Origin of the sequence: Pseudomonas sp. Leaf48 (assembly GCF_001421885.1) — a bacterium.
Taxonomy (GTDB): domain Bacteria; phylum Pseudomonadota; class Gammaproteobacteria; order Pseudomonadales; family Pseudomonadaceae; genus Aquipseudomonas.
The window spans coordinates 1-23,960 of sequence record NZ_LMLH01000013.1; the positions used below are offsets into that span (position 1 = coordinate 1).

The following is a 23,960-nucleotide window of genomic DNA, read 5'->3' on the forward strand; positions in this document are numbered from 1 at the left end:
GGTTATTTTCAGAAGTTTTCAAGGAATCCTTAACAACTTCAACCACTTGCGCTTTCGATCTCTCGTCAGCGGGAGGCGAATTCTACAGCGTTACACGCTGCTGTCAACACCTCTTTTTCAACTCCCTTTCGGCTTCGATGAACTGAAGCAACTTACTGTCGAAAACTGCGTAACTCATTGTTTACCAAGGAGTTTTCCGTTTCGACTGCGCCGGAAGTGGGGCGAATTATAGGCTTCTAAAATTCGCCGTCAACCTCTATTTCGGTTTTATTCGGCTTTCAGCGTAATTCGTGCAAAAGCCTTCTTGCCAGCCTGGCAAACATGGGTCGCACCCACTGCATATATAAAGGTGCGATCAACCACTTCACCATCTATACGCACACCGCCCGAACCAAGAAGGTCCCGCGCCATCGCCGAGTTCTTCACCAGGCCCGCCTTATTAAGGACGGCAGCAATAGGCATATCTTCGGCAGCAGTCAATTCGACCTCCGGCAGATCATCCGGCAGCTCGCCTTCCTTCATGCGGTTACCCGCCGCGCGATGAGCGTTAGCCGCAGCCTCCTCACCATGGAAACGCGCAACGATCTCTTCGGCCAGCTTGATCTTGATGTCGCGCGGGTTGGCCCCTGCCTCCACATCAGCACGAAATGCATTGATCTCTTCCATGGAGCGGAAGCTGAGCAGCTCGAAGTAGCGCCACATCAACGCATCCGGAATGGAAACCAGCTTGCCGTACATTACGCCCGGTGCTTCCTGGATACCGACGTAGTTGCCCAACGACTTGGACATCTTCTTCACGCCATCCAGACCTTCCAGCAACGGCATGGTCAAAATGCACTGAGCCTCCTGACCATAACCACGCTGCAGCTCACGACCCATCAGGAGATTGAACTTCTGGTCGGTACCACCGAGCTCGACGTCCGCACGCAAAGCGACCGAGTCGTAACCCTGAACCAGCGGATAGAGGAACTCGTGAATGGCAATTGGCTGGTTGGTCGTGTAGCGCTTGTCGAAGTCATCGCGCTCGAGCATGCGCGCCACGGTGTACTGCGAAGTCAGGCGAATGAAGTCCGCAGGCCCCATCTGATCCATCCAGGTGGAGTTGAACGCCACCTCGGTTTTCGCCGGATCAAGAATCTTGAACACCTGAGTCTTGTAGGTCTCGGCATTCTCGAGAACCTGCTCACGGGTAAGCGGAGGACGCGTGGCGCTCTTGCCGCTCGGATCACCGATCATCCCGGTGAAGTCACCAATAAGGAAGATCACCTGATGCCCCAGCTCCTGGAACTGGCGCAGCTTATTGATAAGCACGGTATGACCCAGGTGCAGATCCGGAGCGGTCGGATCGAAGCCTGCCTTAATACGCAGTGGCTGGCCACGCTTGAGCTTCTCGATCAGCTCGGACTCGACCAACAGTTCTTCCGCACCACGTTTGATCAGCGCTAGCTGCTCTTCAACCGACTTCATAACCAACCTGCAAGGCTCAGAATCAAAGGGAACCAACCATACAAGATCGCGCGTCAAATACAAGTTTTGCCCGGCGCACGGACGCCAATCCACAGGCAGAGCACCCACGGACTTGCTTCAGAGATGATTTGGTTATATTTTATACAGTTATTTCATCTTCATCATGTCATTCATCTTTTCCAATTCATCATTTTTCAAAGTCAAAATCACTTATGACCACTGAACCGTCTAAAGCGCCACCGCTTTACCCGAAGACCCACCTGCTTGCCGCAAGTGGGATCGCCGCCCTTCTCAGCCTGGCGCTCCTGGTATTCCCTTCCAGCGATGTTGAAGCCAAAAAGACGACCCTGAGTCTTGAACTGGAAAGTCCTGCTGAACAACTGACACAAGATCAAGACGCTGCTGACGCCGTCCAAGCCACAAATGAGTCAACAGCCTCGCCCTTCGCGCAGATAGAAAACAGCGCAGAGGACACCCAGGAAACCGCCCAGACTGCACCCGTAGCTGCACCGGAACCGGCACAGGCACAGGCGCCGGTAACTGCATCCGCACCGGCCGCCGAAGAAAAGAAGGCTGAAACCCACAGGGAAGTGATCGTCGGCAAAGGCGATACGCTTTCCACGCTGTTCGCGAAAGTCGGCCTGCCAACCACCTCTGTGCATGAACTGCTGGCCAGCAACAAGCAGGCCAAGCAATTCAGCCAGCTCAAACACGGACAGAAACTCGAATTCGAACTGAGCCCCGACGGTCAACTGACCAATTTGCACAGCAAGCTGAACGACCTGGAAAGCATCAGCCTGACCAGAAACGACAAGGGCTACACGTTCAACCGCACTACCGCCAAGCCGACCGTGCGCTCCGCGTATGTTCACGGAGTGATCAACAACTCACTGTCGCAGTCCGCCGCTCGCGCCGGCCTGTCTCACAGCCTGGCCATGGACATGGCCAGCGTGTTTGGCTACGACGTCGACTTTGCCCAGGATATTCGCCAGGGTGACGAGTTCGACGTCATCTACGAGCAGAAGGTCGTCAATGGCAAGGCTGTCGGTAACGGCCCGATCCTGTCGGCACGCTTCACCAACCGCGGCAAGACCTACACCGCCGTGCGTTACACCAACAAACAAGGCAATAGCAGCTACTACACCGCTGACGGCAATAGCATGCGCAAGGCGTTCATCCGTACACCGGTGGATTTCGCCCGCATCAGTTCGAAGTTTTCCATGGGCCGCAAACACCCGATCCTGAACAAGATCCGCGCCCACAAAGGCGTTGACTATGCAGCACCACGCGGCACTCCGATCAAGGCCGCCGGTGATGGCAAAGTTCTGCTGGCGGGGCGTCGTGGCGGCTATGGCAACACCGTGATCATCCAGCACGGCGCTACCTACACCACGCTGTATGGCCACATGCAAGGCTTCGCCAAAGGCGTGAAGACCGGCGGCGCGGTCAAACAGGGCCAGGTGATCGGCTACATCGGTACCACTGGATTGTCCACCGGTCCGCACCTGCACTATGAGTTCCAGGTCAATGGTGTACACGTTGACCCGCTGGGCCAAAAAGTAGCGATGGCCGATCCGATCTCCAAGGGCGAACGCGCACGCTTCCTCGCACAGAGCCAGCCGCTGATGGCGCGCATGGATCAAGAGAAGTCCACCATGCTGGCTTCGAAGCGCTAAGCCATGACGCGCTATATAGGTGTGATGTCCGGGACCAGCCTGGATGGACTGGACATTGCACTGATCGAACTGACCCCGGCGATCAAGCTGATTGCCACGCACTACATCCCCATGCCCGAATCCCTGCGCGCCGAGCTGCTTGGCTTGTGCGCCAGCGGTCCGGACGAAATCGCCCGCTCCGCCATCGCCCAACAGAACTGGGTGAGTCTGGCAGCACAGGGCATTCACGCCCTCCTTGCCCAGCAGCAACTCGAACCTCACGACATTCGCGCGATCGGCAGCCATGGCCAGACCATTCGCCACGAACCGGCGCGCGGGTTCACTGTACAGATTGGCAATCCGGCCCTGTTGACCGAACTGACCGGCATCACCGTGGTCAGTGACTTCCGCAGCCGCGATGTAGCCGCTGGCGGGCAAGGCGCGCCGCTGGTTCCAGCCTTTCATGAAGCCCTGTTTGAAGAGCGGGAAGGCAACCGCGCAGTCTTGAACGTTGGCGGCTTCAGCAACCTCAGCCTGATCGAGCCCGGCCAGCCTGTTGCAGGCTTCGACTGCGGCCCGGGAAATGTGTTGCTGGATGCCTGGATCCATCGGGAGCGTGGCCACAACTATGATCGCGGCGGCCAATGGGCCGCTACGGGCAAGGTCGAACCGACACTGCTGAAGGCCCTGCTTGGCGATCCATTTTTTGTCACCAAAGGCCCGAAGAGCACCGGCCGCGAAGTGTTCAACTTGCCGTGGCTGCTACAGCATCTTTCGCACTTGTCGACCTTCGCGGCAGAAGACGTGCAGGCAACATTGCTTGAACTGACCGCTCTGACCATCGTCGAGTCGCTGCAGAGTGCCCAGACAGACACTCGGGAACTGTTGGTATGCGGCGGGGGCGCGCATAACACCACGCTGATGAACCGCCTGGCCAGCCTGCTACCGAATACAAAAGTCAGCAGCACTGCCGCTTACGATGTAGACCCTGACTGGGTCGAAGCCATGGCCTTCGCCTGGCTGGCGCATTGCTGCCTGGAAGGCATCGCCGCCAACCGCCCAAGCGTTACCGGCGCCCGCGGCTTGCGCGTACTCGGTGCCATCTACCCCGCGTAAATCCTCCAGACAGCAAAACGCCGCAGGGCTCTGGAGCCATGCGGCGCTGGGTAATGCAGACTCGCTGATCAGATCGAGAACGAAGAGCCACAACCACAGGTCGTAGTCGCATTCGGGTTCTTGATGACAAAACGCGAACCTTCCAGACCTTCCTGGTAATCCACCTCGGCTCCCGCCAGGTACTGGAAGCTCATTGGATCGACAACCAGACTCACACCCTCGCGCTCGACAATGGTGTCGTCTTCGGCCACTTCTTCATCGAAGGTGAAGCCGTACTGAAAACCTGAACAACCGCCGCCCGTAACGAATACGCGCAGCTTCAAGCGATCATTCCCCTCTTCATCGACCAGGCTCTTCACCTTGTGCGCGGCACCGTGGGTGAATTGCAAAGCCGTGGGGGTGAAGGATTCGACGCTCATGCTGACTATCTCCCGGCGTTACGCCGTCATATTGCGTGATGACGCGCATTATCCGCTTCTCCTAGAAAAGCGGTCAACTATTGTTATGGTATATCAACCAACCCAGGCGCCGACCCGGAATGCAAAAAGGCCCGTATAAAGGGCCTTTTTACTGAGCAGCATTAAGGCCTCAAGGCAGCATGCCGGCGTGGGACAGACCCAGACGCTCATCCAGCCCGAACAGGATGTTCATGTTCTGCACCGCCTGACCCGACGCGCCCTTGACCAGATTGTCGATCACCGAGAGCACCACCACCAGATCGCCGTCCTGTGGACGATGCACCGCGATCCGGCAAACGTTGGCACCGCGCACGCTGCGGGTTTCCGGATGGCTGCCGGCCGGCATGACGTCGACGAACGGCTCGTTGGCGTAACGCTTTTCAAACAGCGCCTGCAGGTCCACCGAGCGATCGACTACGGTCGCATACAACGTGGAGTGAATGCCACGGATCATCGGCGTCAGGTGCGGAACGAAGGTCAGGCCGACATCCTTGCCCGCGGCGCGACGCAACCCCTGGCGAATTTCCGGCAAATGACGGTGACCTTTGACCGCGTAGGCCTTCATGCTTTCCGATGTCTCGGAGTACAGCGAGCCGACCGCAGCACCACGACCGGCACCGCTGACGCCAGACTTGCAGTCCGCGATCAAACCTTTGGTGTCCGCCAGACCGGCTTCAAGCAATGGCAGGAAGCCCAGTTGCGTGGCAGTTGGATAGCAACCCGGTACGGCAATCAGGCGCGCCTTCCTGATTTGCTCACGATTGACTTCCGGCAAGCCGTAGACCGCTTCGTCGAGCAACTCCGGCGCACCGTGGGGCTGGCCGTACCACTTGGCCCATTCCGCGGCATCTTGCAGACGGAAGTCGGCCGACAGGTCGATGACCTTGGTCCCCGCCGCCAGCAGCTCACCCGCCAGGGCGTGGGCAACGCCGTGCGGTGTGGCGAAGAACACCACGTCGCAAGCCCCCAGGGTCTTGATGTCCGGAACGCTGAACGCGAGGCCGTCGTAATGGCCTCGCAGGTTCGGATACATGTCGGCAACGGCCAGGCCAGCCTCGGATCGGGAAGTGATGACAACCACTTCTGCTTGCGGATGCTGCGCCAACAGACGCAGCAGTTCGACACCGGTGTAACCCGTGCCGCCGACGATACCGACCTTGACCATAAACCTGCCCTCAACGAACCCACTGGAAAGCCGTCGATAATAGGGGCCGCAAGCCCCTGCGACAACCGTCAAGGTGACGTGCGGAGCCTCAAGCCTCTACTATTCGGCCTACCGTGAATTCTGGAATAACCAAAAATGCTTTATCTATGGCTCAAAGCGCTTCACATCGTCAGTATGGTTTGTTGGTTTGCCGGTCTGTTTTACCTGCCGCGACTGTTCGTATATCACGCGCAAAGCGAAGACGCTGTCAGCAAGGAACGCTTCAGTATCATGGAGCGCAAGCTGTACCGGGGCATCATGGGCCCGGCGATGATCGCTACACTGATCTTTGGCGGCTGGTTGATCAGCCTCAACCCTGGCGCCTATTTCACCCAGGGCGGCTGGATGCACGCCAAGTTGACGCTGGTGGTATTGCTGATCGGCTATCACCACATGTGCGGTGCCCAGGTAAAACGCTTCGCCCGTGGCGAGAACACCCGCAGCCATGTCTTTTATCGCTGGTTCAATGAAGTCCCGGTTCTGCTATTGCTGGCCATCGTAATTCTGGTCGTGGTTCGGCCGTTCTAATCCTACTAGCCGCATTTAACGGGGTACTTCCAATGTCGCTGCCCGCTCTGCTCGAACAACGTCTGCGTCTGCCAGTGGTGGCAGCGCCAATGTTCCTGATTTCCAACCCGCAATTGGTGCTCGCCTGCTGTCGCAACGGTGTAGTCGGTAGTTTTCCTGCGTTGAATCAGCGTGAGAGCAGCGGCTTCAAGGCCTGGCTGGAAGAAATCGAAGCCGGGCTGGCAACCCTGGACAAACCTGCGCCCTACGCCGTCAATCTGATTGTCCACAACAGCAATCCGCGGCTGCAGGCAGACCTGGATATCTGCGTGGAGCACAAAGTACCGATCGTGATCACCAGCCTAGGCGCCGTGAAAGAACTGGTCGATGCAGTCCACAGCTACGGCGGCCTGGTATTCCATGACGTCACTACACGTCGCCACGCGGAAAAAGCCGCCGAAGCCGGTGTAGATGGCTTGATCGCTGTGGCCGCAGGTGCCGGTGGACACGCCGGGACCTGGAGCCCGTTCTCACTGATTGCCGAGATCCGTCAGTTCTTCGACAAGACTCTCCTGTTGGCCGGCTGCCTGAATCACGGCCATGAAATCCTCGCCGCACAATTACTCGGCGCGGACCTGGCCTACTTCGGGACGCGATTTATCGGCACCACTGAAAGTCATGCGCCTGACGCTTACAAAGAGATGCTGCTGACTTCCCAGGCAGCAGACATCATCCATACTCCAGCAGTGTCCGGCATTCCCGCCAGCTTCATGCGCCAAAGCCTGGAGGCGGCCGGTTTCGATATGGCGGCGCTGCAGGGCAAGGGCGAAATCAACTTCGGCGCCAAGCTCAAGCCGGTCAGCGATGAGGCCAAAGCCTGGAAAACCGTGTGGTCCGCAGGCCAGGGTGTGGGCGCAATCGATGACCTGCCAAGCGTCGAGCAGTTGGTTGCGCGTCTAGATGCCGAGTATCGCAAGGCTCTGGAGCATGCCGCGCAACTACCCAAGCGCTGGCCACGCTGACAATGGAGTAAGGCCTGCCGCCATCGGCGGGCCTTACAGTCGCCCGGACGCGACACTCTGAATCTAATGTTTCATGACAAGGATGACTCGAACATGGACGAAAACCGCTCTCAAGATCCCGTCCCGCCGACGGATCCTCTATCTCCTTACGGCCCGACCCACGCCGCAGTCGGTGAAGCCTTGCCGCAGTTCGCAGCGCTCAACCCGTTCAGCTTCGATGGGCGCATTGGTCGTTTGCGTTACCTTGCCTGGACGATGGTCCTGACCCTGGCTCTGCTGGCTGCTTGCGCAGGCTTCGCCTCGATTGCCCTGGCCCTGATCGGCGCTGACTCGTCGGCCGGCCTGATCATCGGTGGCTTGCTGGCCTTTATCCTGTTTGTTGCCATCGCCTTCATCAGCATCCAGATCACCGTTCAGCGCCTGCATGACATCGGCTGGTCAGGCTGGCTGTGGCTACTGAACCTCGTTCCATTTGTAGCCAGTGTCTTCCCGTTCGTGATCACGGTCGTGCCTGGCAACAGCACCACAAACCGCTATGGCCCACCACCCCCACCCAACAGCACCGCAGTAAAGCTGTTGTCTTTACTGTGGTTGCTCTTTATCGCGCTGGTCTTCGCCGGCGCATTGACCGGGAGTCTTTCGGCGATTCAGCAAGAGTACGAAAACGTCTTGCAGGGCAGCTATGGAACCGGCTCGGCCACTTCCGACGAAATCGACGTCGATAACGAACTGCAACCAAATTCTCCTGGCGATGCAGCCGAAGAGGCCCAGCCCCCTGTAGACTCTGCCAAAGAATGAACAGCGCTCCAGGCCCGTGACACCTGCGTCGCGGCGCGGAGCTGTTTGCGATGGAGAACTGAATGACCCGTTACGCTCTGATCACTGGTGCCTCCAGCGGCATCGGCCTTGCGATGGCCGAAGCCCTGGCACGGCGCGGCCGCAGCCTGATTCTGGTGGCCCGACAACGTGATCAGCTGGAAAGTATTGCGATCGAACTGACCCAACGTTTCGGCGTCGAGGTGCTGTTCCGTGCCTGTGATCTGGGCGAACCGCTACGCTTGTCCGGATTTCTGCTGGAACTGGAGGAAGGTGACCGGCACATCGATTTGCTGGTCAACTGCGCCGGCATTGGCACCTGCGGACCTTTTCTGGCCCAGGACTGGATGACCGAGCAAGACCTGATCGAAGTGAACATCCTTGCCCTCACCCGCCTGTGCCACGCGATCGGCAACAGCATGGCGCTGCAAGGCGGCGGACAAATTCTGAATGTGGCCTCGGTGGCCGCGTTTCAGCCGGGACCGTGGATGAGCACTTACTACGCCAGCAAGGCCTATGTGCTGCATTTTTCCGAAGCCTTGCGCGTCGAGCTGAAGAAATGCGCGGTCAAGGTATCGGTGCTCTGCCCCGGCCCGACCCGCACGGGGTTTTTCCGCACCGCGCAACTCAATACCGACAAACTTGCCGGCAACAAGCTGCTGATGAGTCCCGAAGAAGTCGCTTTGTATACCGTGCGGGCGCTTGAAAAGAATCGCGCGATCATCATTCCCGGGCGGCGCAATCGCTGGTTCGCCTTCCTGCCGCGGCTCGGTTCGCGCTGGTTGAACCGGACAATTGCAGGCATGGTCATCAAAGCCCACTGCCCTCGTTGAAATGTCCTACGGTAAAACACTGGGCTGGTGCATCCCCTTGTAAGTACACTCAGGCCAGCCCAAACAACGGAGAAACAGCTGTGGATACTCTGTTCACCAAGATCATCAACCGGGAAATCCCGGCGAAGATCATTTACGAGGACGACCAGGTACTGGCCTTCCACGACATCGCCCCACAGGCACCGGTACATTTTCTGGTCATTCCGAAGAAACCGGTGCGAACCTTGAACGACCTGACTGAAGACGACAAGGCATTGGCCGGACACATTCTGTTCACCGCTCAGCGCCTGGCGCTGGAACTGGGCTGCGAAAAAGGCTTCCGTGTGGTCATGAACTGCAATGAAGAAGGCGGGCAGACCGTCTATCACATTCATATGCACGTACTCGGCCAGCGCCAGATGAACTGGCCGCCGGGCTGATTCTCAGGCTGCCCTTGCAGGAGCCGGCGTGCTGGCGATGGCGTCATTGAGATCGCCATCGCCAGCAAGCCGGCTCCTGCAGGAGTGGTGGTGACGCCACACATGACCCAACGCAAACCTTCCCCTCGCCGATTGGGTTAAACTGGCCGCCGAGATTCCCCCGGAGGTCCGCATGACTACCCAACGTCACTACTCGCCGATTGACCGTCTTCTGCTGCAAGCCGATGCCGCGATGCGTACCCTGCTGCCCTTCAGTGGCCAGCCATACCGTCCATCGCCTGCCATCGTCCAGCCGGATGCAAAAATGAGCGATGAAGACACCCGCCACGTTGCCGGCCTGATGCGTATCAACCATACCGGCGAAGTCTGCGCCCAGGCGCTGTACCAAGGCCAGGCCCTGACCGCCAGGCTGCCGCAGGTGCGTGCAGCCATGGAGCATGCAGCCGAAGAAGAAATCGATCACCTGGTCTGGTGCGAACAACGCCTCCATCAGTTGGGCAGCCACACCAGCATTCTTAACCCACTGTTCTACGGCATGTCCTTCGGGATTGGAGCGGTTGCGGGGCTGATCAGCGACAAAGTCAGCCTGGGGTTCGTTGCGGCGACTGAAGATCAGGTGTGCAAACACTTGAACGAACACCTGGAGCAACTGCCGGCCGAGGATGAAAAGTCCCGGGCGATTCTTGAGCAGATGCGCATTGACGAAGAACAGCATGCCGAAAGCGCACTGGATGCCGGTGGGTTCCGTTTTCCGGCACCCGTGAAGTTCGGGATGAGCCTGATGGCTAAAGTGATGACCAAGAGTACCTATCGGATCTGATACTTTGGTTTCCCGGGAGGGCCTCTTCGCAGGCAAGCCAACTCCCACAGGGGCAGTATTCAGTGTAATAAAAAAGGCGACTGCCCTGAGGTAGTCGCCTTTTTTGTGCTCGAAGAACCTTAGTTCGGCATGTTGCGCGCGTAGAAGATTTCGAGCATTTCGTGTTTCACCCGCTCGGTCACCTGGGCACGCTGCTCAGACGACAGATTGCTGGTGGCATCGCCGAACAGGTAGTTATCCAGTTCGAAGTTCTTCAGCAGCATTTTGGTGTGGAACAGGTTTTCCTGGTACACGTTCACGTCGGTCATCTGGTACGCGTCGCGGGTGTCTTCGGAGAGGTAGTTCTGGATCGAGTTGATCTCATGATCGATGAAGTGCTTCTTGCCTTCAATGTCACGGGTGAAACCGCGCACACGGTAGTCCACTGTCACGATGTCCGAATCGAACTGGTGAATCAGGAAGTTGAGCGCTTTAAGCGGTGAAATGACCCCGCAGGTCGACACGTCAATGTCCACACGGAAGGTTGCAATACCGTCCACCGGATGGATTTCCGGATAGGTGTGCACCGTGATGTGGCTCTTGTCGAGGTGGGCCAGAATGATCTCGGGCAACGGGCCCGGAGATTCTTCGATCTGACTCTCGGTCGGGGTTACCGGCTCTTCAGAAATCAGGATCGTGACGCTGGCGCCCTGTGGTTCGTAGTCCTGACTGGCAATGTTCAGGATGTTGGCACCAATGATATCGACAACTTCCGTGAGGATCTGCGTCAGGCGTTTCGCGTTGTACTCTTTATTGATGTACTCGACGTAAGCCTGCTGGTCTTGCGGGGTTTCCGCGTAGCAGATGTCATAGATGTTGAAGCTCAAGGTCTTTGTCAGGTTATTGAACCCGTGGAGCTTGAGTTTGCTTTTCACCGTTAAAAACTCTCTATGTGCTTGCGGCCCGGCCGCGTGATCAAGCATGCCCGTCAGATGCGAACAACGCACCTGCGTAGGACGGTTAACACCTCTTCGCGATGGCGATTTTGGTTGTCTGTTCGGGTGCGAGGCCTATCGATTGACCGGCCACTACCCTGAAAAAAGTGGCGCATTATGCAGACGTCAGCTTGGGATCGCCAGAGTCTGCACTGCTTTTATGATAGTTGAATGTCGACTCAGCCAAGCTCGACGATTTCATAGTCGTGGGTAATCGCCACACCCGCCGCGCCAAGCATGATCGAGGCCGAGCAATACTTTTCTGCGGACAGCTCGATGGCGCGCTTGACCTGGGCCTCTTTCAACCCGCGGCCCTTGACCACGAAGTGCATGTGGATCCTGGTGAAGACCTTGGGATCTTCAGTTGCACGTTCGGCCTCGAGAAAGGCTTCACAGCTTTCCACGGCCTGGCGGGATTTCTTGAGAATGCTGACCACATCGAAATTGCTGCAACCGCCGACACCCAGCAGGAGCATTTCCATCGGCCGGACGCCCAGGTTACGTCCGCCAGCTTCAGGTGGACCGTCCATGACCACGACATGACCGCTACCGGATTCGCCGAGGAACATGGCTTCGCCAGCCCATTGGATGCGTGCCTTCATCGCCAAGACTCCACTGTATAAAAAAGGGTCGCCAGCTTAGCACAGGCCCCGTGATTGACACTGTTAGCCTTCCTGAGAGATATCCTGCAACGCTGTAGGTAAATGCTCGAATATTGCAGGAAGTGTCTGTTAAGCTGGCGCCAATTCGCTGGCGCATAGCCAGCTTTGGCGCCAGCTTCTGCATTCATAAAAAAGCCAAACACACCGTGCAGCATTTTCGGGATACAACCATGGTTGCTATTACCCCCCCCACCCCCAGGATCAAGAACCTCGACAAGCTGTTGATGCATTGCCAGCGCCGTCGCTATCAGGCCAAGAGCAACATCATTTGTGCTGGCGACCGCTCGGAAACACTGTTCTTCATCATCAAAGGCTCAGTCACCATCCTGATCGAAGATGATGATGGCCGGGAAATGATCATTGCCTATCTCAATGCCGGGGATTTTTTCGGAGAGTTGGGGCTGTTTGAACAGGCAGGCCTGGAGCAGGAGCGCAGCGCATGGGTGCGAGCCAAGATTGAATGTGAAGTTGCCGAAATCAGTTATGCAAAATTCCGCGAACTGTCTGAGCAGGATCCCGACATTCTTTACGTGCTTAGCGGACAAATTGCACAACGCCTGCGTAATACCACGCGCAAAGTTGGCGACCTGGCATTCTTCGACGTGACCGGTCGCGTTGCGCGCTGCCTGCTGGAACTGTGCAAGCAACCCGATGCGATGACCCATCCCGACGGCATGCAGATCAAAGTGACCCGTCAGGAAATCGGGCGGATCGTCGGATGCTCTCGCGAGATGGTCGGCCGCGTGCTCAAGGATCTGGAAGAACGCAACCTGGTGGGCGTCAAGGGCAAGACCATGGTGGTCTTCGGTACGCGCTAGGCGCAGAACATCTGCTTGAGCATCAGCCGGTAGAGTTCGTCGAGACGAGCCAGGGCCCCTGGCGCCGTAAACTTCTCATGCAATGCAATATGGCTTTCAGCGCGCACCCGCTGCTCCAGACCGCAGGCTTCGTTGAAGCGATTGACGGCCGCGACCATTGATTCACGCTCATTGTCGATCAGCATCGCTCCGTGCACCAACCCCACCGGTCGTTGGCCTCCATGACTCTGACGCCAGCGCTGGGCGGTGCCGACCATCTTGCGCCCGTCCAGGTTGACGTTGAAGCGACCATCACAGAACGCCCCTTCGATTTCACCCAGTGACGACGTGCCGCCCAGCTCATCCAGCAGCTGGCAGATAGGGTCGCACAGACGCCGGTATCCGGACTCGATGCGGTTCAGATCGCCTTCGTTGCGTGGCGGTGCGTAAACCAGCGCGATATTGATCGTCGAGGCCGACTGTGGCACCGGCTCACCGCCAGTTTCGCGCAACAGCACCGGCCAACCCGCTGCCGCTGACACCTCGCACGCGACCTCGAAACCGGGCAGACGACTCAAGCGGCGCGGCATGACCAGTGCGCGATCGCTCGGTTGCCAGAACAACAGGCCAAACTCCGCGTCGCCGGCACAGACCGATGCCAACAGATCCTGTTCGGCCTGCAGGCCGGCTTCGATGGTCATGTTGATCGGCTGGTTCATGGACAACTCCGCAAGGCTTGGATCTTCAGGAATGTTTAAGGGCCCTTTCGCAAGCAAGCCCGCTCCCACATTAGTGGCGCTCTACGGGCAACGCCGATCATATGTGGGAGCGGGCTTGCTCGCGAAGGTCGCGCCCCGATTTACCGGCAAAAAATCAATCGAGGGTCGAACCGCTGACCGGAACGCCGCGCTCTGGGAAGAACAATCGCTGCAATTCAGTGCCCGGGCTTTCGGCGCGCATGAAGGCTTCGCCGACCAGGAACGCGTAAACATCGCTGATCTCCATCAGCTCGACATCGGCGCGATTGAGAATGCCACTCTCAGTGATGACCAGACGATCGCGCGGGATGCGCGGCAGCAGGTCGAGGGTGGTTTCCAGGCTGACGTCGAACGTGTGCAGGTTGCGGTTGTTCACCCCGACCAGTGGCGTGTCGAGGGTCTTCAAGGCACGCTCCAGCTCGTCGCCATCGTGGACCTCCACCAGTACATCGAGGCCGACGCTTTTGGCCACTGCCGCCAGTTCGGCCATTTTCACGTCATCCAGAGCGGAAACGATCAACAGCACGCAATCGGCGCCCAACGCACGGGCTTCGACGATCTGGTATGGATCGATCATGAAGTCCTTGCGGATCACCGGCAGCTTGCACGCCGCACTGGCCTGTTGCAGATACGCATCGGCGCCCTGGAAGTAATCGATATCGGTAAGCACCGACAGACAGGTCGCGCCACCCTTCTCGTAGCTTTTGGCGATGTCGGCGGGAATGAAGTTCTCGCGGATCACACCTTTGCTCGGCGAAGCTTTCTTGATTTCCGCGATGACCGCCGGCTGTTTCAGCTTGGCCTGGGCCAGCAATGCGTTGGCAAAACCACGGGGTGCATCGGCCGTCTTGGCCAGACTTTCCAGCTCGGCAAGGCTGACGCGAGCGCTACGCTCGGCGACCTCCTCGACTTTGCGCGCCAGAATGTTTTCCAGAACCGTCGGTACACTCATCCTTCATTCTCCACTTTGAATACCGCGGTAAATGCACCCAGCTCCTCGAGTTTTTCCCGAGCGAGGCCGGTGTGCAGCGCATCGTGCGCCAGGGCAACGCCTTCTTTGAGGCTGCTGGCATGGTCGGCGGCATACAGCGCGGCACCGGCATTGAGCACGATCATCTCGGCTGCCTTCTGACCGTTTTCGGTCTTGCGCTTGCCCAGGGCATCGCGAATCAATTCCAGGGAAGCCGCCGGGCTTTCCACCGCCAGGCCATGCAGGCTCTGGCTTTTCATGCCCAGGTCTTCCGGCTCGACCCAATACTCGGTGATCTGGCCATCTTTGAGTTCTGCGACAAAGGTCGGCGCGGCGAGACTGAACTCGTCCAGGCCATCCTTCGAATGCACCACCAACACATGCTTGCTGCCCAAACGCTGCAACACTTCAGCCAGTGGCCGGCACAGTGCCTGAGTAAATACGCCGACCACCTGATGTTTCACACCGGCCGGATTCGTAAGCGGGCCGAGCATGTTGAACAGTGTCCGCAACCCCAGTTCACGGCGCGGGCTGGCGGCGTATTTCATCGCGGAGTGATGGGTCTGGGCAAACATGAAACCGATACCAACGTTGTCAATGCAACGCGCTACCTGAACCGGGGTCAGGTTCAGGTAGATACCAGCTGCCTCCAGCAGGTCGGCGCTGCCGCTCTTGCCCGACACTGCACGGTTGCCATGCTTGGCCACGGTGCAACCGGCCGCAGCGACCACGAAAGCCGATGCGGTCGATACGTTGAAAATGTTGGCGCCGTCCCCTCCGGTGCCGACTACGTCCACTACACCATCGAGGGTCTTGAGTTCGACTTTGTCCGCCAGTTCGCGCATCACCGATACAGCGCCGACGATCTCGTCGATGCTTTCGCTTTTCATGCGCATGGCCATCATGAATGCGCCGATTTGCGCATCCGAGCATTGCCCGGTCATGATTTCACGCATCACATCGCGCATCTCATCGGTGCTGAGGTCGAGGTGATCGACGATTCGGCTCAGGGCTGTCTTGATATTCATGAAAGGTCCTTAGCGCGTGCCGCCGGTTTGTTTAAGGAAGTTGGCAAACAGTTCGTGGCCCTGTTCGGTGAGGATCGACTCGGGGTGGAACTGCACGCCTTCGATGTTCAATGTCTTGTGGCGCAGGCCCATGATCTCGTCAACCGAGCCGTCCTCAAGCTGAGTCCAGGCCGTCAGCTCCAGGCAATCGGGCAGGGTTTCGCGCTTGACGATCAACGAATGGTAGCGGGTCACCGTCAATGGACGATTCAAGCCCTCGAATACGCCCTTGTCCTCGTGAAATACCGGGCTAGTCTTACCGTGCATCACTTGGCGGGCGCGAACCACATCGCCGCCAAAGGCCTGGCCGATGGACTGATGGCCGAGGCAGACACCAAGAATCGGCAGCTTGCCGGCGAAATGCTTGATCGCTTCAATCGAGATCCCGGCTTCGGTCGGGGTGCAAGGACCGGGGGATACTACGATGCGCTCAGGGTTGAGGGCTTCGATTTCAGCGATGGTCAGTTCATCGTTGCGCACAACCTTGACCTGGGAGCCCAGCTCACCGAGGTATTGCACAACGTTGTAGGTAAAAGAGTCGTAGTTATCGATCATCAGCAACATGGCGTTAAGAACCTCTTGAATTCACTGACTTTGAAGATGGCCTTCGAATGATTTACCCGCAGCGCGCTGCGCTTTGGCAGATGCTGGGGTAGCGCCAGCAAAGCGGCATATCAAACAGGTAAAGAAGGCAAAGCGGTACAGGGCCGGCGGGGCCGGCAAAAGAATTCAGGCGCGCCAACGCCAGCGGGCGTGTGCCTTGATGACTTGATCCAGGAGTTTACTGATGATCAACACGGGGAAGGTCTCATTCATACGTCTCGGCACAGTAACTTAGCTGGGCAGAGCGTGCAATATGGCCGGGGCTGCTGCTCGCGAAACTATTAAGGGCTTCGCGACAGATGGCAAAAGGCCCGGAGTTTTTGGTACTGTCGTTTCGTTCACTAAAACAATAAATAAACGGACTTGCTCATGATCAAACAGACGATGTTTGTACCGCTCGCAGGATGCTTGCTCGCAATGGCTTGCGCCCAGGCGAACGCCGCGCCGAATCCCTATACCAACTTCGTCGTCTTCGGCGACAGCCTCAACGACGCAGGGACCTTTGCCGATCCGGGTGGTCCTGCGGGGGCGACGCAACGCTATACCAATCGGACAGGGCCGATCTATCTGGATGGCAGTGGCGAAATCCGCTCGCTCAACTCCACGCAGATCCTCGGTGGGAAACTGGGATTCTCGCCAGACCAGACGGCGTCATCATCCTCGGCAGTGCGCGCCAGCAATGGCCAGCCCGATGGCAACAACTGGGCCGTCGGCGGTTACCGCACCGATCAGATTCTGGATTCGATCACCAGCACTTCCGCCACCGGCGAGCGCACCCGCGCCGGCTACCTGCCGTCGAACAACTTCCGTGCCGACCCGAATGCGCTGTATTACCTTTCGGGTGGCGGCAACGACTTCCTGCAGGGCCGCGTGACCAGCCTGCCTCAGGCCAGTGCCGCCGCCGGCCGTCTCGCCGACAGTGTGCAGACGCTGCAAACCGCCGGCGCCAAATACGTCATGGTCTGGTTGCTGCCCGATATCGGCTTTACCCCGGCGTTTAACGGCACCCCGTTGCAAGCGTTCACGTCCCAGCTAAGCGCCCAGTTCAACACTGAACTGGTTAGCCGACTGCAAAACATCAATGCCGAAGTCATTCCGCTCAACATTCCGGTACTGCTCAAAGAGACATTCGCCAACCCGGCACAGTTTGGCCTGGCCACCGACCAGAACCTCATCGCCACCTGCTTCAGCGGCAACGGTTGTACCGAGAACGCCCGCTTCGGTATCAATAGCGCCACACCGGACCCGACCAAGCTGATCTACAACGACTCGGTGCACCCCACCGAAGCCGGGCAACGCCTGATTGCCGATTATGCGTACTCTCTGTTGGCGGCCCCGTGGGAGCTGACGCTGCTGCCACAGATGGCCCAGGGCACCGTGCGTGCGCATCAGGATGAGCTGCGCAATCAGTGGCTGGCCGATTGGGAAAACTGGCAAGGCGTTGGCCAATGGCGAGCCATCGTCGCCGGCGGAGGCCAACATCAGGATTTTGACGGCCAGGACAGCGTGGCAAGCGCCGACGGCAACGGAGCCAACCTGAACATTGGTGGCAGCTACCGCCTTGATGACGCCTGGCGTGTTGGTCTGGTGGCCGGTTTCTACAACCAGGAACTCGAAGCCGGCAACAATGATTCCGACTACAAGCTCAACACTTATCTGGGCACGGCATTCGCCCAGTATCAGCAAAACCGTGTATGGGCAGACGCGGCGTTGACGGCCGGTCATCTGGATTACGACAGCCTCAAGCGCAAGTTCCAGCTAGGCGCCAACGAGCGTGGCGAAAAAGGCGATACCAGTGGCTACGTCGAGGCCTTCAGTGCTCGCCTGGGTTACGACATCGCGCAGCAAGCCAGCAGCCCTTGGCACCTGTCGCCGTTTGTCAGCGCCGACTTCTCCAAGGTAGAAGTCGATGGCTACTCGGAGGACGGCTTTAACTCCACAGCACTGACCTATGCCGATCAGGAGAGTATTTCCCGGCGTCTGGGTATCGGCTTGCAGGGCAAATACCAGATCACGGCACAAACCCAGGTGTTTGGCGAAGTAGCTCACGAGCGTGAGTACAACGACGATACAGAGGACGTGTCCATCAACCTCAATAGCTTGCCGGGTAATCAGTTCACACTGGAAGGCTACGTTCCGCAAACCAGCCTGAACCGGGTGAACCTGGGGGTGAGTCACAACCTCACCAAGGACCTGGCACTGCGCGCCAGCTATAGCATTCGCAAGGATGATGATTTTACCCAGCAAGGCATCAACGTAGGTGTTGCACTGGACTTCTGATTCGCAAGCAATAAAAAACGCGGCGCCTGTGAAGACGCCGCGTTTTTTTATCCGCAGCCCCCCTGTGGGAGCGGGCTTGCTCGCGAAAGCGGTATGTCATTCAGAATCATTGTCGACTGATACACCGCTTTCGCGAGCAAGCCCGCTCCCACAGGTACCAAGTGATTTCAGGTGTTCGGGGTTTGTTCGGCCAGGGCCACGGCACGGAACATCGCGCGGCGCTTGTTCAGGGTTTCTTCCCACTCCAGCGCCGGTACCGAGTCGGCGACGATGCCGCCACCAGCCTGTACGTGCAATTCACCGTTCTTGATCACCGCCGTGCGGATCGCAATCGCGGTGTCCATGTTGCCGTTCCACGCGAAGTAACCGACCGCGCCGCCATAAACGCCACGCTTGACCGGTTCCAGCTCGTCGATGATTTCCATCGCGCGAATCTTCGGAGCACCCGACAAGGTGCCCGCCGGCAGAATTGCCCGCAATGCATCCATGGCAGTCAGCCCTGCCTTCAGTTGCCCGGTAACGTTGGACACGATGTGCATCACGTTGGAGTAACGCTCGATAACCATTTTCTCGGTGAGTTTCACCGAACCAATCTCCGACACCCGACCGGTATCGTTACGCCCCAGGTCGATCAGCATCAGGTGCTCGGCGATTTCCTTGTCGTCGGACAGCAGGTCTTTTTCCAGGGCCAGATCGGCTTCTTCGTTGGCACCACGCGGACGGGTACCGGCAATCGGGCGCACGGTGATCAGGTTGTCTTCGACCCGCACCAGCACTTCCGGCGAACTGCCGACCACGTGGAAGTCGCCGAAGTTGAAGAAGTACATGTAAGGCGTCGGGTTAAAGCAGCGCAGCGCCCGGTACAGGTCGATTGGCGCAGCCTTGAAGTCGATCGACATACGCTGGGACGGCACAACCTGCATGCAGTCTCCAGCCAGGATGTATTCCTTGATGGTGTCGACGGCTTTTTCGTAGTCGCCTTGGGTGAAACTCGAACGGAACACCGGATCAGCCGCTTGTTGCTTGCTGAAATCCAGGCCCCGGCGCGGCGTGATTGGCTGACGGAGCTTTTCCAGCAGCTCTTCAAGGCGTGCACGACCTTGTTCGAAAGCGTCGTCCTGCGCCGGGTCGGCCAGCACGATCGCATGCATTTTGCCGGCGAGGTTATCGAAAACCACCACCGCATCGGAAACCATCAACAGAATGTCCGGTACGCCCAGCGGGTCCGGGTTCGGGCATTTGCCCAGACGCTTTTCCACATAACGTACGCAGTCATAACCGAAGTAACCCACCAGACCGCCGTTGAAACGCGGCAGGCCGGGGATGGTCGGCACGTTATAACGGGCCTTGAACGCTTCGACGAAGGCCAACGGGTCTTCGACGTCATGACTTTCGGTTTCGACGCCATCGATGGTCACGCTGACGTGATGATCGTGAACCCGCAGCACGGTGCGGCACGGCAGGCCGATGATCGAGTAACGGCCCCACTTCTCTCCGCCCTGCACCGACTCCAGCAGGTAGGAGTTCGGTTCGTCGGCCAGTTTCAGGTAGATCGACAGCGGCGTGTCGAAGTCCGCCAGGGTTTCGCAGGCAAGCGGGATGCGGTTGTAGCCGGCAGCGGCCAAACGCAGGAATTCTTCGCGGATCATGAGGTGCCTCGTGGCTTGAGGGTCTAACAGTCAGGTATGCAAACGTGCCGGACAACCGGCCAGAATCAAGTCAGGCGCGCCAACGCCAGCGGGCCAGGGCCTTCATGACTTTCATCCAGAGTTTGCGAGTGACCACCACGATGGAGTTTCCAGGAGGGGATTGAACAGCGTCGGCCAACGTTATCTCAGCGGCCGGATCCAGGCAACCGGGAATTAGTTTGCGCAGATCGTCGATCACCATCGACGGCGACTCTTCGGCGATTGGCCGGCCATGGTTGTAGCCATAGCTCAAACCCACGCACTTGACCCCCGCTGCTTTCGCCGCCAGCACATCGCTGCGCGAATCGCCGACGAACAAGGATTGCGAGGCCGGAATGTTGGCCATTTTCATCACGAAAAACAGCGCGGCCGGGTCCGGTTTTTTCTGTGGCAAAGTGTCGCCACCGATGATCCAGCGGAAATACCGGCCGATCTTCATCTGATCCAGCAGCGGCGCGACGAAACGCTCCGGCTTGTTGGTGATCAGCGCCATCTCGACACCCTGCTTTTTTAGCCACCTGAGGGTTTCGCGCACGCCGGGATAGATCACGGTCAACTCATGGCTCGCGCCATAGGCCTGCATGAACAATTCCAGCGCTTTTTCCGCTTCATGGTTATCGACCGCCGAATGATCGATGCCGCCTGCCAGCGCACGGCGCACCAGCACTGGCGCGCCATTGCCGACCCATTCGCGCACGGCTTCGATGCCGGCCGGCTGGCGGCCAAGTTTGAGCAGCATGTTATCCACAGCCGCCGCCAGGTCCGGGACCGAATCGATCAACGTGCCATCCAGATCGAACATCACCAACCGCGGTAGTTGCCCCGGGAACAGCTGCTCAAAACCACTCATGGGCGAGCCAGCGCCAGTTCGGAACGCATTTTTTCGATGATTTCCTGATAGTTCGGCGCATTGAAGATCGCCGAACCGGCGACGAACGTGTCGGCACCGGCCGCGGCGATTTCACGAATGTTGTTCACGTTCACGCCGCCGTCGATTTCCAGGCGGATGTCACGGCCCGAGGCATCGATCAGCGCCCGCGCTTCACGCAGCTTGTCGAGGGTGCCCGGGATGAACTTCTGCCCGCCGAAGCCAGGGTTGACGCTCATCAGCAGGATCATGTCGACCTTGTCCATCACGTACTTGAGCACGTCCAGCGGGGTCGCCGGGTTGAACACCAGGCCCGACTTGCAGCCACCTTCGCGGATCAGTTGCAGGGAACGATCAACGTGCTGCGTGGCTTCCGGGTGGAAGGTAATGTAGGTCGCGCCGGCCTCGATGAAATCGCCGACGATGCGGTCCACCGGGCTGACCATCAGGTGCGCGTCGATCGGCGCGGTCACGCCGTACTTGCGCAGCGCCGAACAGACCATCGGGCCGATGGTCAGGTTTGGCACGTAATGGTTGTCCATGACATCGAAATGCACGAAGTCGGCGCCGGCGGCCAGGACGTTATCCACTTCTTCACCCAGGCGGGCGAAGTCGGCGGAGAGAATCGACGGAGCAATTACGAAGGGCTGCATGACGCACCTTTTCTGAGCAGAATCACGATGGCGCGCATTGTATACCTCATGCTTTGACGCGCGCACCGTGACTGCGATGATTGACCTTTGCCATCAGCCATCAACGGTAAAGGCTCTAGTACGCCGCGCGATAGATTTTCTCGATATCGACGGCACTCAGTTTACGCGGGTTGTTGCGCATCAAGCGCTCGATCCCCGCGGCTTCTACCGCCATGGTCGGGATCGCGTCTTCGGGCACCCCGAAACTGCGCAGGCCCTGAGGAATTTCCACCGCTGCGCACAACTCGGTCATGGCTTGCACGGCTTTATCAGCCGCCTCGCCGGCACTCAGGTGAGCGGTTTTCACCCCCATGGCTTCAGCGATATCCTGCATGCGCTCGACACAGGCCATCTTGTTCCAGGTCATGACATAGGGCAGCAGCAGCGCGTTGCTGACGCCATGGGCAATATTGAACCGCCCACCCAGCGGATACGCCAGCGCATGCACCGCACCAACCCCGGCATTACCGAACGCCATGCCGGCCATCAGGCTGGCGGTGGCCATGTCTTCCCGGGCTTGCAGGTTCGACGGATTGGCATAAGCCTTGGGTAATGCCCTGGCGATGAGCTTGATGGCGCCGATGGCCAGGGCGTCGGTAATCGGCGAGGCATTGACCGACAGGTAGGACTCGATGGCGTGGACCAATGCGTCAACACCGCTGGCGGCCGTCACACTGCGCGGACAAGTCATGGTCATTTGCGGACTGACCAGCGCCACGTCGGGCAACAGGTAGTCGCTGACAATCCCCCGCTTCAACTGCGCGACCTTGTCGGAAAGAATCGCGACGTTAGTCACTTCCGAGCCGGTGCCGGCGGTGGTCGGAATGGCGATCAGTGGCGGCCCCTTGCGTGGCACCTGGTCGACGCCGAACAGGTCCTCCAGAGCACCGTGGTAACCGGCATAGGCCGCAACGCTCTTGGCAATGTCGATGGCGCTGCCGCCACCCAGACCGATCAACCCGTCATGCCCACCGTCGCGGTAGACCTGCATGCAGTCCTCGACGATGGCGATTTCCGGATCGGGCAGCACCCGGTCGAAAATTTCGTAGGAGCGTTCGCCCAACTGCGCCAAGGCCAGTTCGACCGTGCCGGATTTGACAAGGGCGGCATCGGTGACGATCAGCGGGTTGTCGATGTCCAGACGCGTCAACTCTGCGGCCAGCTGCTCGATGGCGCCTGCCCCGGTGATCAGTTTGTGAGCGATTTTGAAAGAGGAAAGACTCATGTGCGCAGCCTCTTACAGGAGTGGGAGCTGGGCACAATAGTAGCTGGGGATTGGGAGTTGTCTGCTATTCAGGTCATGAATGACCGTGCCCCCTGGATACCACAAAACATAACTGTAGGAGCGAGCAGGCTCGCGATGGTCGTAAACGATAACGCGGGAAGTCTGCTTCCCCGTGGTGTTCTTGAGTCCATCGCGAGCAGGCTCACTCCTACAGGTGATCGGTGTGCGGTTTCAGACCTGGGCGGTACGCAGTTTCTCGCTGCGCCCGCGCAACCACTCCAGGGTCAGCAGCAGGATCACCGAGAAGGCAATCAACAGGGTTGCCGCTGCTGCAATGGTCGGGCTGAGGTTTTCGCGGATGCCGCTGAACATCTGCCGTGGCAGCGTCGCTTGCTCGGGACCGGCGAGGAACAGCGTCACCACCACCTCATCGAACGACGTCGCAAAGGCGAATAACGCACCCGAGATCACGCCCGGCGCAATCAGTGGCAAGGTCACCCGACGAAACGCGGTCAGCGGCGAAGCACCGAGGCTCGCAGCGGCGCGCACCAGGTTCTGGTTGAACCCCTGCAAGGTCGCCGACACCGTGATGATCACAAACGGCACGCCCAGCACCGCATGCACCACGATCAGCGAAAAGAAGCTGTTACCCAGCCCCAGCGGTGCGAAGAACAGATAGCTGGCCACACCGATGATCACCACGGGAACCACCATCGGCGAAATCACCAACGCCATCACCAGCGCCTTGCCGGGGAATCCGCCCCGGGTCAAGCCGATGGCCGCCAAGGTGCCAAAGATCATGGCCAGCACCGTCGCCGCCGGGGCGACGATGATGCTGTTCTTCAATGCGCGCATCCATTCCGCCGAGGCGAAGAAGTCGTGGTACCACTGCAGCGAGAAACCTTGCAGCGGATACACCAGGAAACTGCCGGAATTGAACGACAGCGGAATGATCACCAGCACCGGCAGAATCAGGAACAACAGAATCAGGCCGCAGAGAATCCGCAAACTGTAGAACCACGCCCGTTCGATGGGCGACATATAAGGACTCAGCATTTC

At 58.7% G+C, this 23,960-nt stretch carries 23 protein-coding genes and 1 pseudogene; 10 read left to right on the plus strand and 14 right to left on the minus strand.

Annotation, left to right across the window (positions count from 1 at the left end; genetic code table 11):
• Window positions 1-267 precede the first annotated feature (267 nt).
• The gene (gene tyrS, locus ASE98_RS12110; protein ID WP_060541598.1) at window positions 268-1,467 is read right to left on the minus strand and encodes a tyrosine--tRNA ligase; all 1,200 of its coding nucleotides are present in this window, start codon (window positions 1,465-1,467) and stop codon (window positions 268-270) included.
• 212 nt (window positions 1,468-1,679) lie between these two features.
• On the opposite strand from tyrS, the gene ASE98_RS12115 reads away from it, so the two are divergent.
• Both ASE98_RS12115 and ASE98_RS12120 read left to right on the plus strand, forming a co-directional pair.
• A complete protein-coding gene (locus tag ASE98_RS12115; protein WP_060541599.1) occupies window positions 1,680-3,143 on the plus strand; it encodes a peptidoglycan DD-metalloendopeptidase family protein in 1,464 nt (487 codons plus the stop codon).
• Window positions 3,144-3,146: 3 nt separating this feature from the next.
• Window positions 3,147-4,238 (plus strand): anhydro-N-acetylmuramic acid kinase, encoded by a 1,092-nt coding sequence (locus ASE98_RS12120; protein WP_060541600.1) that lies wholly within the window; start codon window positions 3,147-3,149, stop codon window positions 4,236-4,238.
• A gap of 68 nt (window positions 4,239-4,306) precedes the next feature.
• On the opposite strand, the gene erpA is transcribed toward ASE98_RS12120, so the two are convergent.
• Window positions 4,307-4,657: an iron-sulfur cluster insertion protein ErpA gene (erpA, locus tag ASE98_RS12125; RefSeq protein ID WP_060541601.1), complete on the minus strand. Its 351-nt coding sequence runs from the start codon at window positions 4,655-4,657 to the stop codon at window positions 4,307-4,309.
• Between the two features lie 169 nt (window positions 4,658-4,826).
• The gene (gene argC / locus ASE98_RS12130) at window positions 4,827-5,861 is read right to left on the minus strand and encodes an N-acetyl-gamma-glutamyl-phosphate reductase (protein ID WP_060541602.1); all 1,035 of its coding nucleotides are present in this window, start codon (window positions 5,859-5,861) and stop codon (window positions 4,827-4,829) included.
• A gap of 135 nt (window positions 5,862-5,996) precedes the next feature.
• Between argC and hemJ the strand changes: the two genes are divergently transcribed.
• From hemJ to coq7, 6 genes and pseudogenes are all read left to right on the plus strand, one after another.
• On the plus strand, window positions 5,997-6,428 hold the full coding sequence (gene hemJ / locus ASE98_RS12135) for a protoporphyrinogen oxidase HemJ (RefSeq protein WP_060541603.1): 432 nt from the start codon (window positions 5,997-5,999) through the stop codon (window positions 6,426-6,428).
• A gap of 32 nt (window positions 6,429-6,460) precedes the next feature.
• Window positions 6,461-7,429, plus strand: coding sequence for an NAD(P)H-dependent flavin oxidoreductase (locus ASE98_RS12140; RefSeq protein WP_060541604.1), 969 nt, complete (start codon window positions 6,461-6,463; stop codon window positions 7,427-7,429).
• A 132-nt stretch (window positions 7,430-7,561) separates the two neighbouring features.
• A pseudogene (locus ASE98_RS12145) lies at window positions 7,562-8,227 on the plus strand (DUF805 domain-containing protein); the annotation flags it as partial.
• A gap of 62 nt (window positions 8,228-8,289) precedes the next feature.
• The gene (locus ASE98_RS12150; RefSeq protein ID WP_060541605.1) at window positions 8,290-9,078 is read left to right on the plus strand and encodes an SDR family NAD(P)-dependent oxidoreductase; all 789 of its coding nucleotides are present in this window, start codon (window positions 8,290-8,292) and stop codon (window positions 9,076-9,078) included.
• An 80-nt stretch (window positions 9,079-9,158) separates the two neighbouring features.
• Window positions 9,159-9,497, plus strand: coding sequence for a histidine triad nucleotide-binding protein (locus ASE98_RS12155; RefSeq protein ID WP_060541606.1), 339 nt, complete (start codon window positions 9,159-9,161; stop codon window positions 9,495-9,497).
• A gap of 172 nt (window positions 9,498-9,669) precedes the next feature.
• Window positions 9,670-10,317 carry a 2-polyprenyl-3-methyl-6-methoxy-1,4-benzoquinone monooxygenase gene (coq7, locus tag ASE98_RS12160; RefSeq protein WP_060541607.1) on the plus strand — a complete coding sequence of 216 codons (648 nt, stop codon included), beginning with the start codon at window positions 9,670-9,672 and terminating at the stop codon, window positions 10,315-10,317.
• A gap of 119 nt (window positions 10,318-10,436) precedes the next feature.
• On the opposite strand, the gene speD is transcribed toward coq7, so the two are convergent.
• Both speD and ASE98_RS12170 read right to left on the minus strand, forming a co-directional pair.
• Complete coding sequence (gene speD / locus ASE98_RS12165; protein ID WP_060541608.1) at window positions 10,437-11,231, minus strand: adenosylmethionine decarboxylase; 795 nt, start codon at window positions 11,229-11,231, stop codon at window positions 10,437-10,439.
• A gap of 239 nt (window positions 11,232-11,470) precedes the next feature.
• Complete coding sequence (locus ASE98_RS12170; protein ID WP_060541609.1) at window positions 11,471-11,893, minus strand: OsmC family protein; 423 nt, start codon at window positions 11,891-11,893, stop codon at window positions 11,471-11,473.
• A 230-nt stretch (window positions 11,894-12,123) separates the two neighbouring features.
• Between ASE98_RS12170 and crp the strand changes: the two genes are divergently transcribed.
• Window positions 12,124-12,771: a cAMP-activated global transcriptional regulator CRP gene (gene crp / locus ASE98_RS12175; protein ID WP_060541678.1), complete on the plus strand. Its 648-nt coding sequence runs from the start codon at window positions 12,124-12,126 to the stop codon at window positions 12,769-12,771.
• Here the strand turns inward: crp and ASE98_RS12180 are convergent.
• From ASE98_RS12180 to ASE98_RS12195, 4 genes are all read right to left on the minus strand, one after another.
• Window positions 12,768-13,469 (minus strand): lipoate--protein ligase family protein, encoded by a 702-nt coding sequence (locus tag ASE98_RS12180; protein WP_060541610.1) that lies wholly within the window; start codon window positions 13,467-13,469, stop codon window positions 12,768-12,770. The two genes, crp and ASE98_RS12180, sit on opposite strands and share 4 nt — an antisense overlap.
• Window positions 13,470-13,623: 154 nt before the next feature.
• Window positions 13,624-14,460: an indole-3-glycerol phosphate synthase TrpC gene (gene trpC / locus ASE98_RS12185; RefSeq protein WP_060541611.1), complete on the minus strand. Its 837-nt coding sequence runs from the start codon at window positions 14,458-14,460 to the stop codon at window positions 13,624-13,626.
• Window positions 14,457-15,506, minus strand: a complete 1,050-nt coding sequence (gene trpD / locus ASE98_RS12190) for an anthranilate phosphoribosyltransferase (RefSeq protein ID WP_060541612.1) — start codon at window positions 15,504-15,506, stop codon at window positions 14,457-14,459. Before trpD ends, trpC begins: the two co-directional genes overlap by 4 nt.
• A gap of 9 nt (window positions 15,507-15,515) precedes the next feature.
• Complete coding sequence (locus tag ASE98_RS12195; protein WP_007906885.1) at window positions 15,516-16,109, minus strand: aminodeoxychorismate/anthranilate synthase component II; 594 nt, start codon at window positions 16,107-16,109, stop codon at window positions 15,516-15,518.
• A gap of 408 nt (window positions 16,110-16,517) precedes the next feature.
• On the opposite strand from ASE98_RS12195, the gene estP reads away from it, so the two are divergent.
• A complete protein-coding gene (gene estP, locus ASE98_RS12200; protein ID WP_060541613.1) occupies window positions 16,518-18,428 on the plus strand; it encodes an esterase EstP in 1,911 nt (636 codons plus the stop codon).
• A gap of 167 nt (window positions 18,429-18,595) precedes the next feature.
• Here estP and trpE read toward each other — a convergent pair whose 3' ends face one another.
• From trpE to ASE98_RS12225, 5 genes are all read right to left on the minus strand, one after another.
• Window positions 18,596-20,077, minus strand: a complete 1,482-nt coding sequence (trpE, locus tag ASE98_RS12205; RefSeq protein WP_060541614.1) for an anthranilate synthase component I — start codon at window positions 20,075-20,077, stop codon at window positions 18,596-18,598.
• 70 nt (window positions 20,078-20,147) lie between these two features.
• The gene (locus tag ASE98_RS12210) at window positions 20,148-20,966 is read right to left on the minus strand and encodes a phosphoglycolate phosphatase (protein ID WP_060541615.1); all 819 of its coding nucleotides are present in this window, start codon (window positions 20,964-20,966) and stop codon (window positions 20,148-20,150) included.
• The gene (rpe, locus tag ASE98_RS12215; RefSeq protein WP_060541616.1) at window positions 20,963-21,637 is read right to left on the minus strand and encodes a ribulose-phosphate 3-epimerase; all 675 of its coding nucleotides are present in this window, start codon (window positions 21,635-21,637) and stop codon (window positions 20,963-20,965) included. The genes ASE98_RS12210 and rpe overlap by 4 nt, the downstream gene beginning before the upstream one ends.
• Before the next feature lie 115 nt (window positions 21,638-21,752).
• Window positions 21,753-22,901, minus strand: coding sequence for an iron-containing alcohol dehydrogenase (locus ASE98_RS12220; protein ID WP_060541617.1), 1,149 nt, complete (start codon window positions 22,899-22,901; stop codon window positions 21,753-21,755).
• Window positions 22,902-23,132: 231 nt separating this feature from the next.
• Window positions 23,133-23,957: an ABC transporter permease gene (locus tag ASE98_RS12225; RefSeq protein WP_060541618.1), complete on the minus strand. Its 825-nt coding sequence runs from the start codon at window positions 23,955-23,957 to the stop codon at window positions 23,133-23,135.
• Between the last annotated feature and the right edge of the window lie 3 nt (window positions 23,958-23,960).

What these genes read in the sequence shown, in the direction of transcription:
- ASE98_RS12115 (WP_060541599.1), top strand. Translation starts at nt 1,680, where the DNA reads ATGACCACTGAACCGTCTAAAGCGCCACCGCTTTACCCGAAGACCCAC.
- estP (WP_060541613.1), top strand. Translation starts at nt 16,518, where the DNA reads ATGATCAAACAGACGATGTTTGTACCGCTCGCAGGATGCTTGCTCGCA.
- ASE98_RS12170 (WP_060541609.1), bottom strand. Translation starts at nt 11,893, where the DNA reads ATGAAGGCACGCATCCAATGGGCTGGCGAAGCCATGTTCCTCGGCGAA.
- ASE98_RS12220 (WP_060541617.1), bottom strand. Translation starts at nt 22,901, where the DNA reads ATGAGTCTTTCCTCTTTCAAAATCGCTCACAAACTGATCACCGGGGCA.
- ASE98_RS12140 (WP_060541604.1), top strand. Translation starts at nt 6,461, where the DNA reads ATGTCGCTGCCCGCTCTGCTCGAACAACGTCTGCGTCTGCCAGTGGTG.
- coq7 (WP_060541607.1), top strand. Translation starts at nt 9,670, where the DNA reads ATGACTACCCAACGTCACTACTCGCCGATTGACCGTCTTCTGCTGCAA.
- ASE98_RS12225 (WP_060541618.1), bottom strand. Translation starts at nt 23,957, where the DNA reads ATGCTGAGTCCTTATATGTCGCCCATCGAACGGGCGTGGTTCTACAGT.
- tyrS (WP_060541598.1), bottom strand. Translation starts at nt 1,467, where the DNA reads ATGAAGTCGGTTGAAGAGCAGCTAGCGCTGATCAAACGTGGTGCGGAA.
- ASE98_RS12180 (WP_060541610.1), bottom strand. Translation starts at nt 13,469, where the DNA reads ATGAACCAGCCGATCAACATGACCATCGAAGCCGGCCTGCAGGCCGAA.
- ASE98_RS12120 (WP_060541600.1), top strand. Translation starts at nt 3,147, where the DNA reads ATGACGCGCTATATAGGTGTGATGTCCGGGACCAGCCTGGATGGACTG.
- trpE (WP_060541614.1), bottom strand. Translation starts at nt 20,077, where the DNA reads ATGATCCGCGAAGAATTCCTGCGTTTGGCCGCTGCCGGCTACAACCGC.
- erpA (WP_060541601.1), bottom strand. Translation starts at nt 4,657, where the DNA reads ATGAGCGTCGAATCCTTCACCCCCACGGCTTTGCAATTCACCCACGGT.
- ASE98_RS12150 (WP_060541605.1), top strand. Translation starts at nt 8,290, where the DNA reads ATGACCCGTTACGCTCTGATCACTGGTGCCTCCAGCGGCATCGGCCTT.
- crp (WP_060541678.1), top strand. Translation starts at nt 12,124, where the DNA reads ATGGTTGCTATTACCCCCCCCACCCCCAGGATCAAGAACCTCGACAAG.
- trpD (WP_060541612.1), bottom strand. Translation starts at nt 15,506, where the DNA reads ATGAATATCAAGACAGCCCTGAGCCGAATCGTCGATCACCTCGACCTC.
- hemJ (WP_060541603.1), top strand. Translation starts at nt 5,997, where the DNA reads ATGCTTTATCTATGGCTCAAAGCGCTTCACATCGTCAGTATGGTTTGT.
- ASE98_RS12210 (WP_060541615.1), bottom strand. Translation starts at nt 20,966, where the DNA reads ATGAGTGGTTTTGAGCAGCTGTTCCCGGGGCAACTACCGCGGTTGGTG.
- trpC (WP_060541611.1), bottom strand. Translation starts at nt 14,460, where the DNA reads ATGAGTGTACCGACGGTTCTGGAAAACATTCTGGCGCGCAAAGTCGAG.
- ASE98_RS12195 (WP_007906885.1), bottom strand. Translation starts at nt 16,109, where the DNA reads ATGTTGCTGATGATCGATAACTACGACTCTTTTACCTACAACGTTGTG.
- argC (WP_060541602.1), bottom strand. Translation starts at nt 5,861, where the DNA reads ATGGTCAAGGTCGGTATCGTCGGCGGCACGGGTTACACCGGTGTCGAA.
- rpe (WP_060541616.1), bottom strand. Translation starts at nt 21,637, where the DNA reads ATGCAGCCCTTCGTAATTGCTCCGTCGATTCTCTCCGCCGACTTCGCC.